This window comes from Sphaerisporangium sp. NPDC088356 (assembly GCF_040685555.1).
GTDB lineage: Bacteria > Actinomycetota > Actinomycetes > Streptosporangiales > Streptosporangiaceae > Sphaerisporangium.
In genome coordinates this window covers 1-8,391 of the sequence record NZ_JBFBIK010000193.1, presented here as the reverse complement: position 1 = coordinate 8,391, position 8,391 = coordinate 1, and the positions used below count along the sequence as shown (strand labels likewise).

Genomic DNA, 8,391 nt, shown 5'->3' with positions numbered 1-8,391 from the left:
TCCCGCCTGGTGCGCGACGTGGGCGAGCTGGTCACCGGCGCCGCCAAGGCCCGCAGGAAGGCGGCGACGTTCGCGATCGACGGCCAGGTGCGGTTCGCCTCGGCGGCCCACAGCGCCGCCTTCGCCGACGACCTGGCCGACGCGTTCACCGCCCTGGTCCGTGCGTATCACGACGAGACCGCCGGCGCCGGCCGCGACCACCACGTGATCGTGGCGGTCCACCCATGGGCCGGCGACGAGCCGGACGACAACGACACCCTCGAAACCCAGACGAAGGAGCTTTGAAATGCCGCACGAGTTCGAGCTGCGCAAGCAGGTCACGCTGGAGGCGACCCCCGAGCAGGTGTGGGAGGCGATCGCCACCGGCCCGGGAGTCGACTCGTGGTTCATGGGACGCAACGAGATCGAGCCCCGCGAAGGGGGCGCCACCCGGCAGTACTTCGGCGACTTCCCCGTGGAGGCCACCGTCACCGCCTGGGAACCGTCCAAGCGGTTCGGGTTCCGGAGCGACAAGAACCCGGACGGATCGTTCATGGCCTTCGAGTACCTCATCGAGGGACGCGACCAGGGCAGCACCGTGCTTCGGCTGGTGCAGAGCGGCATCCTCGGCGACGACTGGGATGCCGAGTACGACGCGCTGAACCGCGGCTGGGACATGTACCTGCACACCCTGGACCAGTACCTCACCCACTTCCCCGGCCGGTCCGCCGTGGTGGTCTTCGGCGCGCGGCCCAAGACCGGCGGCGGTGAACCCATGTGGCAGGTGCTCGAACGCGGGCTTGGCCTGCCCGGCCCCGTCACCCGGGGCGAGCGGGTGAGGCTCACCCCGGAGGGTCTCGACCCCATCGACGGTGTCGCCGACTACGCCACCCCCGGCTTCCTCGGCGTGCGCACCGAGGACGGCCTCTACCGCTTCATCCAGGGAATGCACGAGACGCTGGTTGTGGGCCACCACATCTTCGCCGACGTGGACCCCATGAAGACCGAGCGGGCGTGGCAGGAATGGCTCGGCAGGCTGCTCCCCTGACGCCCCGGCAGGAAGTCCCCCCGGCCCGTTCGCGCCCGGGTTCCACCCCCCAGACCCGACCCCCGCGCGAACCGGAGCCGGGCCGCCACGGAACCACCCGTGACGGCCCGGCTCCTTCCACATGCCTGGTCAGGCGGCTCGCGCCGTCATACCTCCGTGTCGACCGTGTCGATCACCGGACGCACTTCCATCGCCCAGTACTTGGCGTCCGGCCAGCGGGCGGCGATCTCGATCGCCCGCTCGACGCTCTCGCAGTCGACGATCACGTAACCCGCCAGCTGCTCCTTGGCCTCCGCGTAGGGCCCGTCGGTGGTCGCAGGGATGCCGCTCCGCACCCGCACGGTGTGAGCCTGCGAGGCGTCGGCCAGCGCGGCGCCGCCGACCCACTCGCCCGACCTGGTGAGCTCCTCGATGATCGAGTCGACCTCGCCCATCAGCCCGTCGCGTTCCTCCTCGGGCATGGCCCCGAGGATCGCGGGGTTGTTGTAGATCATCAGCATGTACTTCACGGGTTCCCCCCTCGTCGCCGCCCCGCCGTGAACCGTGCTTTCCCGTGCCCCGTCCCTGTCCTGACGCGGCGAGACCACCCCTCGCGGGGCCGGCCCGCCTGGCAGGTCAGGCGAACGCCGTGGCGAGCCAGCCCTTCCAGGCATCCTCGGTCGCCTTCGCGTCCACACCGGGCACGAAGCTGTGCTGCTCCACGACCACCGTGTCGCGGTAGCCGTGCATGAACGTGTACAGCGCGTCATCCGTGCAGACGCTCGGGATGCTCGGGTAGCCGGTGCTCTCCACGACGCCCTCGGCCTTCGGGAGCCCGTCCACGGTGAGCACCACCCGGTCGCCTTGGGCGAGCGGGCCGGTCACGCCGAGCGCGCTCTTGAAGGTGTCCCACACGCGCTCCTTGTCGGACACCTGCGTGCCCGGGATGAGCGTGTTGAACGTCGAGGTCCGGCCGGGGAAGTGCTTGAGGTAGGCGAGCAGCTTCTGCAGGTAAATGCCGTCGCCCGTCTGCAGGGCGTCGTACTGGGCCTCCCAGTCGTCACCGAGGAACCCGCTGTGCACGAGGCGGAGCGCGGTGCTCGCTCCCTCGCGGCCCTCGATGAGGTAGTCCCACGCCATGAAGGTGCCGTCCGGCTGCTCCTCACCCTGGTAGGTGAACCGCTTCGAGGGCTCCCACGCGGTCACGGTGGCCGTCCAGGTGGCGCCCATGAGGCTCTGGGTCACCGCGCCGCCTCCACGCGGCTCGATCTCGTTGTGCCCCATGAACCAGGAGTCGACGCCGGGGCCGGTGGAGATCGCCTCCCACACCTGCTCCGGGGTCGCCGGGATGAGGATCTCTTTGCGCACCTCGAATTCGTGCCGCATGCTACAACTCCTTGGTCGGTGTCTCGGGCGTGTCGTTTCGACCGGTCTGGCCGTGACGCTCGGGTGGACGGCGACGATGAGGCGGTGGTCGCGCCCGCCTTCGGCCGTCCCATCGTGATACTTGCTCACCAGAGCGGCCACCGCGCCGGCCAGTTCCTCGGCGAAGGCCGCCCGGTCGGCCGCGGAGGCGAACCGGATCTCGCCGTCGATCGCGAACGTCGCGACCTTCTTGCGTGCCTTGGCCGCGCCGGTGATGAGCTGGCCCACGTCCCGCACCAGCCGGGCCGCGACCGCCAGCAGCCAGCGCGCCGACAGCTGGTCGGGTGACCGCGACGGGTCGGGCTGCACCTCCGCGAGGGCGACCGGCGAGATCACGTACGACGCCGCGGTGGCGCGCATCACCCGCTCGGTGACATTGCCCTTACGCCGTTCCTCCACCAGCTCCACCAGCCCGTGACGCTCCAGGGCCTTGAGGTGGTAGTTGACCTTCTGCCGAGGCAGGCCCACCCTCGCGGCCAGCATCGTCGCCGATCTGGGCTCGGACAACTCGGCCAGCAGCCGGGACCGCACCGGGTCCAGCGAGACCTCGGCCGCGGCCGGATCCTCGATCACCGCCACATCCAACATGCCCGCAACACTTTCAGCGACAATATTGTTCGTCAAGGTGATCGAAATCGTCGGCATGGCGACCTGCGGCCGTACACCCCCGGGAAGCCGGCCCGCGGCCCGTTCCGAGGGAGAGCCGCCGACGGTCCGTCCGAGGTAGGCGGCGGTCGTGCACGCGTCCCAGCCTCCGGCCTCCCATATCGGGAGAGTCAACCCCACCCGCGAGGCCATCGGTCCGCCACCTGATCACGTACTCCCAGGAAAGAAACCTTTCTGTTAGCTTTCTCAGGTGGACTCTCGCGTGGTGAGCAGGGCCCGGGTGGCCTTGGCGATCACGTTCGCGGTCCACGGGGCGGTCACGGGCAGCTTCGCCACCCGCATCCCCTGGCTCCAGGACCACCTGCACGCGGGCCCGGGTGAGCTGGGTCTCGCGTTGCTGGCCCCCGCGGTCGGTGCTCTGGTGGCGATGCCGATGGCCGGGCGGATCCTCCACCGCTTCGGCGGGCGGGCGGCCACCCGGTGGCTCATCGCGCTGTGGTCCGCCGCGCTGGCCCTGCCCGCCCTCGCGCCCAACCTCGCCGTGCTGTGGTTCACGCTCCTGCTGTACGGGGCGGTGGCGGGCATGTGCGACGTCGCCATGAACGCGCAAGGGGTGGTGGTCGAGCAGCGGACGGGCCGTTCGATCATGTCGGGGCTGCACGGGATGTGGAGCGTCGGCGGCCTGGCGGCGGGCGCCATAGGCGTGCTGGCCGCCCATCTCGGCGTGGACGCCCGCGTCCACCTGGGCGTCATGGCCGTGGTGCTGCTCGCGGTCGGGGGTGCGGTCGGGCCTCTCCTGCTGGACGTGCGGGCGCTGGAGGGCGAGGCGGCTCCTCCGAGGTTCGTGCTGCCCTCCCGGCACGTGCTCGTCCTCGGCCTGATCGGTTTCTGCGCGGTGTTCGCCGAGTCGACCAGCCAGGACTGGTGCGCCGTCTACCTGCGGCAGGTCACCGGGACCTCCGCCGGGGTGGCCGCCGCGAGCTACACCGCGTTCGCGTTCACCATGGCGGCCGGGCGGCTCTGCGGGGACATGGTGGTGCGCCGGCTGGGCGCGGTGACGTCCCTGCGGATCAGCGGGCTGCTCGCCACGCTGGGCGCAGCCCTCGTCGTGATCGCCCGCACCCCGCTGCCGGCGATCACCGGGTTCATGCTCATCGGGCTCGGGGTGGCGGTGGTCGTGCCGCTGGTGTTCGGGGCGGCCGGCAACGTCGCGCCGACGCCGGGCGAGGGGGTGGCGGGGGTGGCGACGATTAGCTACACCTCGGGATTCGTGGCGCCCAGCGCGATCGGCGGCATCGCGGCCCTCAGCAGCCTGCCGGTCTCGTTCGTGCTGGTGACCGTCCTCATGGTCGCGGTGCTGATGAGCGCGGGCGTGCTGGCACGGCACCAGGTCTCCAAGGAGACCGAGCCGGCCACGGCCGCGTGACCTCGTTGACCGTCCCCGGCACGCCCGCCGTGTCGCGAGAGGTGAACGAGGGCGTTCCCCCCCGCGGGCCCGCCCACGCCCTGGGCCCGCGGGCGTGTCAGCCCTCGGGGTACGGCCGGGCGGCCCGTTCCCGCCATTCCCAGCCGGCCCTGTCCAGACGCTCGTAGTAGTGCAGGAACCTGGGGAGGTCCTCGGTAAGGATCTCCTCGCGGGACGCCGGTCTGCCGCCGTTGATGAACCGCATGACCTCGGGGTCGTCGTGCAGATCGAACAGGTCGTCCACGTCGGCTTCGGTGAACGGCCGCAGCGCCAGCCGCTCTGTCTTCAGGAACACGCCCGTCATCCCCGGCCCCGCAACAGGGCCTCGGCGATGGCCGTCTGCACCGGTCGCAGGGCGGTCTCTCCGTCCTTGACGTCCCACAGGCCGTTCTGCAGCACCCGGCCCAGGGTCCAGGCGGTCGCGCGCCGCCGGTCGAGCCCGAGGATCTCGGTCATCAGGTCGAAGCGGCGCCGTACGGCACGGGGCACGTCACCGGTCGCCACGATGTCGTCCCACCGGTTGTCCAGAGCGGGCAGGAGGTCGAAGCCGGGATCGCCGGCGAGGGGCTTCGGGTCGATGGCGAGCCACGGCTCCCGCCCGGTCGACGGATGGGCGGCCAGGACGTTGTCGTAGTGCAGGTCCCAGTGGAGCAACCGGTCGCCGGGCTCCCCCAGCACCTCGCGGACGGAGGCCGCGCACGTCTGCAGCAGCCGCCGGTCCGAAGGGTCACGCAGGGACGGCAGGGCCTTCGGCAGCTCTTCCACCATGGCGGCGGCGATCTCGGCCAGGGTCCGCATGCCGTCCGGAGCGGGCAGGGCCACCAGGCGGGCCAGCAGCCCGGCGAGGATCCGCAGGGCCACGGTGTCGTCGGGGAGCGACGAGAGCGGCCGGGCGGCCTCGAGGCGCTCCAGCAGCATCGTGCCCGTGCCCGGATCATGGTCGAGCAGGTTGACGGCGCCGTTCCCGGCCCAGGCGCGCAGGGCCACCGGCTCCCCGCGGCTCTCGTCGTCGGCCGGTTGGAGCTTCAGGGCCGCGGGCGTGCCGTCGGCGCGCAGCACAGGGAGCACGAGCGCGGCCACACCGTGCGCCGGCCGCCCGTCGGGGCGCAGCCGCCACCGATCCAGGAACAGGACGGCCAGGTCCGGCAGCCCGGCGACCCACCTGCGGCCTGACTCGCCGTTGTACCTGCTCTGGGACGCGGCCAGCGCTTCAGGGACGGTGATCACGTGTGGCGGCTCCTCGGACCTCCGGATGCCGGCTCTCCCTCACCCTAAAGGTGATCACGCCCCGCATGTGATGTCACCGGAGCGAGGTGGTGCCGCTCATCGCGGGACGGCGGCGGTGCGCCGCGGGGGCGGGCGGGGTACGGGACCGGGGGGTGACGACGGAGACCAGACGGGATGCCGCTCCGGGTCCGGGTTTCGAGTGAAGACGGGGCCATGGTTCCGGGGTTCGCTTGGGCGGGGGTGTTGATGAGTGCGCGTGCCTGGGTGGCCTTCGCGGTCGTGTCGGTGCTGTGGGGAATCCCTTACCTGCTCATAAAGGTCGCGGTGGACGAGGGCGTGCCGCCCGGGTTCGTCGCGTGGGTGCGCGTCGTGCTGGCCGCTGCCGCGCTGCTGGTCTTCGCTCCGCGCGCGGGGGTGCTGAGCGTGCTGCGCGGCAGGGCGCGCTGGGTCGGGGTGTTCGCGCTGAGCGAGATCGTCGTGCCGTTTCCCCTGATCGCGATCGGGGAGCAGCACGTGTCCTCCTCCCTCACCGCGATCCTCATCGCCGCCGCGCCGCTCTTCGTCGCCCTGCTGGCCCTGCGCTTCGACGCGAGCGAGCGGGTGCGCGGCAGGCGGCTGGCCGGGCTCGTCATCGGGCTTGGTGGCGTGGTCGCGCTGATGGGGGTCGACGTCGCGGGGCGGGCGGCCGAGCTCTTCGGGGCCGTGGCCATCCTCACGGCCGCCCTCTTCTACGCCACCGGGCCGATGGTGCTGAAACGCCACCTGTCCGGGGTCGATCCCCGGGCGTCCATGGGCGCGACCCTGATCCTGGCGTCGCTGCTACTGTCCCCGGCCGCCGTGCTGACGCCGCCGGCCACCATGCCCACCCCGCCGGCGATCGCCGCGCTGCTGGTCCTGGGGCTGCTCTGCACGGCGGCGCCGCTGGTCCTCTACACCGTGCTCATCGCCGAGGCGGGGGCCGGTCGCGCGGTCCTGATCACGTACGTGAACCCGGTCGTGGCGGTGGCACTGGGGATGATGATCCTCGGTGAGCGTCCGGGGGTGGGGGCGATCCCGGGGTCGCTGCTGATCCTTGTGGGCTCGTGGCTGTCGGGCGGCGGGCGGCTGCCCTCGCGGCGCCGGCCGGTTCGCCGCGCCGTCGCGCCCGAGGCGGGCGGCGGGCGCACGACGGACGCGCTCGACGCCACTCCAGGGGGTCCCTCCCCCGGCGGCCCGTGAAGGCGGCCAGCGGACGCGCGTCCGTCCTCACACGCCGGGGACGACCCCGCGGTCGACGGCGGCGAGGAGACCCCGCAGGGCGCTGTCGAACTCCGCGGGCCGTTCCAGGTTCGGCATGTGCGCGGCGCCGTCGACCACGGCCAGCGTCGCCCCGGGGATGCGCCGGCGCATGAACTCCGCGTCGGCCACCGGAGTGAACTCGTCGTCCCGTCCGGCCACGACCAGCGCGGGCACCGCGATCTCGGGGAGCAGATCGCCGTAGTCGGGACGCTCGGCGCGACCTCGCAGCGCCGCCGCGGCACCTTCCGGCGGCGCCGAGCGCATCATGCCGAGCACGTGCGCGGCCACGTCGGGCAGTGCCTCGATGTTGTACGGGGCGACCATCTTCGGCAGCACCTCCTCGGCATAGGGCCCCATACCCTCGCGAAGAAGGCGGTCGGCCTGGGCCGCGCGCAGCTTCCTGCCCTCACCGGTCTCGGCCTGGGCGAAGGTGTCGGCGAGCAGCAGCCCGCGTACCCGGCCCGGGAACAGGCGGTGGAACTCCATCACGATCTGCCCGCCCATCGACAGCCCCCCGATCACCACCTCACCCACCCCGAGATGATCGAGCAGTGCGGCGACGTCGCGCGCGAACGTCTCCAGCGGGGTCTTCCCGGGGACCACGGTGCTCTCGCCGTAGCCCCGCAGGTCAGGTGCGATCACCCGCAGCCGGGGGCCGGCGAGGGCGGCGACCTGCGGCGCCCACATCGAACGGTCGAACGGGTGACCGTGGACCAGCACCAGTGGGGCGCCCTGGCCCTGGTCGTCGTACCCGACGGTGATCCCGTTGACCGAGGCCCTGCTCACAAGCCCACTTCCTCCCGCTCCGGCGCTTCGCGGTCCCGCGCTGACGGCGATGCTAGGCCGGGGAACACCCTCAGTGCAATATCATCATTGCTCTCGGTGCAATCCAGGACTTTGCGATCGATGAGGTGACCTCATGGAGGACTATCGGCTGATCGCCGACGCCGTGGCCGCCGACATCGCCGCCGGGCGGCTGCGCCCCGGAGACCGGCTGCCGCCGCAGCGGGCGTTCGCCCGGCGGCGGGGCATCGCCGGCTCCACGGCCGCTCGCGTGTACGGCGAGCTGGCCAGGCGCGGGCTGGTCGTCGGCGAGGTGGGGCGCGGCACGTTCGTACGGGCGGGCGAGCGGTCACCCGGCCCCGCGCTGGTCGAGCCGGGAAGCGCCCGCGTCGACCTGGAGCTCAACTACCCGATCGTGGCCGAGCAGCACGCTCTGCTCGCCGAGGGGCTCGGCCGCCTGCTGCGCCCCGATGTCCTGGCCTCGGCCCTGCGGCCGGTCGGCCCGTCCGGCACGCCCGAGGCCCGCGACGCGACGGCCCGGCTCCTGGCCCGCGGGGGCTGGGAGCCGGACCCGGCGCGCGTGCTCTTCGCCGGGAACGGC

Annotated in this window: 9 protein-coding genes and 1 pseudogene; 5 read left to right on the top strand and 5 right to left on the bottom strand. The window is 72.4% G+C overall.

Annotated elements, in window-relative coordinates; genetic code table 11:
* Nucleotides 1-285 (top strand): annotated as a pseudogene (locus AB0O34_RS35300) (ArsR family transcriptional regulator); the annotation flags it as partial.
* Nucleotide 286: 1 nt separating this feature from the next.
* Entirely contained in the window at nucleotides 287-1,027 is a 741-nt protein-coding gene (locus AB0O34_RS35295; RefSeq protein WP_363923090.1) for an SRPBCC domain-containing protein, read from the top strand.
* A gap of 146 nt (nucleotides 1,028-1,173) precedes the next feature.
* On the opposite strand, the gene AB0O34_RS35290 is transcribed toward AB0O34_RS35295, so the two are convergent.
* Both AB0O34_RS35290 and AB0O34_RS35285 read right to left on the bottom strand, forming a co-directional pair.
* Nucleotides 1,174-1,527: a YciI family protein gene (locus AB0O34_RS35290; protein WP_363923092.1), complete on the bottom strand. Its 354-nt coding sequence runs from the start codon at nucleotides 1,525-1,527 to the stop codon at nucleotides 1,174-1,176.
* Nucleotides 1,528-1,642: 115 nt separating this feature from the next.
* Nucleotides 1,643-3,019: a helix-turn-helix domain-containing protein gene (locus AB0O34_RS35285; RefSeq protein WP_363923088.1), complete on the bottom strand. Its 1,377-nt coding sequence runs from the start codon at nucleotides 3,017-3,019 to the stop codon at nucleotides 1,643-1,645.
* Between the two features lie 268 nt (nucleotides 3,020-3,287).
* On the opposite strand from AB0O34_RS35285, the gene AB0O34_RS35280 reads away from it, so the two are divergent.
* A complete protein-coding gene (locus tag AB0O34_RS35280; RefSeq protein ID WP_363923086.1) occupies nucleotides 3,288-4,463 on the top strand; it encodes an MFS transporter in 1,176 nt (391 codons plus the stop codon).
* Between the two features lie 97 nt (nucleotides 4,464-4,560).
* Here AB0O34_RS35280 and AB0O34_RS35275 read toward each other — a convergent pair whose 3' ends face one another.
* The gene (locus AB0O34_RS35275) at nucleotides 4,561-4,797 is read right to left on the bottom strand and encodes a GNAT family N-acetyltransferase (RefSeq protein WP_363923084.1); all 237 of its coding nucleotides are present in this window, start codon (nucleotides 4,795-4,797) and stop codon (nucleotides 4,561-4,563) included.
* A 5-nt stretch (nucleotides 4,798-4,802) separates the two neighbouring features.
* Nucleotides 4,803-5,729: an aminoglycoside phosphotransferase family protein gene (locus AB0O34_RS35270; protein ID WP_363923082.1), complete on the bottom strand. Its 927-nt coding sequence runs from the start codon at nucleotides 5,727-5,729 to the stop codon at nucleotides 4,803-4,805.
* A gap of 246 nt (nucleotides 5,730-5,975) precedes the next feature.
* On the opposite strand from AB0O34_RS35270, the gene AB0O34_RS35265 reads away from it, so the two are divergent.
* A complete protein-coding gene (locus AB0O34_RS35265; protein ID WP_363923080.1) occupies nucleotides 5,976-6,947 on the top strand; it encodes a DMT family transporter in 972 nt (323 codons plus the stop codon).
* Between the two features lie 27 nt (nucleotides 6,948-6,974).
* Here AB0O34_RS35265 and AB0O34_RS35260 read toward each other — a convergent pair whose 3' ends face one another.
* A complete protein-coding gene (locus AB0O34_RS35260) occupies nucleotides 6,975-7,793 on the bottom strand; it encodes an alpha/beta fold hydrolase (RefSeq protein ID WP_363923078.1) in 819 nt (272 codons plus the stop codon).
* A 133-nt stretch (nucleotides 7,794-7,926) separates the two neighbouring features.
* On the opposite strand from AB0O34_RS35260, the gene AB0O34_RS35255 reads away from it, so the two are divergent.
* The coding region (locus AB0O34_RS35255; RefSeq protein WP_363923076.1) for a GntR family transcriptional regulator at nucleotides 7,927-8,391 on the top strand (465 nt) is incomplete at its 3' end.

Bases quoted from the DNA above. Each gene is read 5' to 3' on its own strand.
- AB0O34_RS35290 (WP_363923092.1), bottom strand. From the start codon at position 1,527: ATGCTGATGATCTACAACAACCCCGCGATCCTCGGGGCCATGCCCGAG.
- AB0O34_RS35265 (WP_363923080.1), top strand. From the start codon at position 5,976: ATGAGTGCGCGTGCCTGGGTGGCCTTCGCGGTCGTGTCGGTGCTGTGG.
- AB0O34_RS35285 (WP_363923088.1), bottom strand. From the start codon at position 3,019: ATGTTGGATGTGGCGGTGATCGAGGATCCGGCCGCGGCCGAGGTCTCG.
- AB0O34_RS35295 (WP_363923090.1), top strand. From the start codon at position 287: ATGCCGCACGAGTTCGAGCTGCGCAAGCAGGTCACGCTGGAGGCGACC.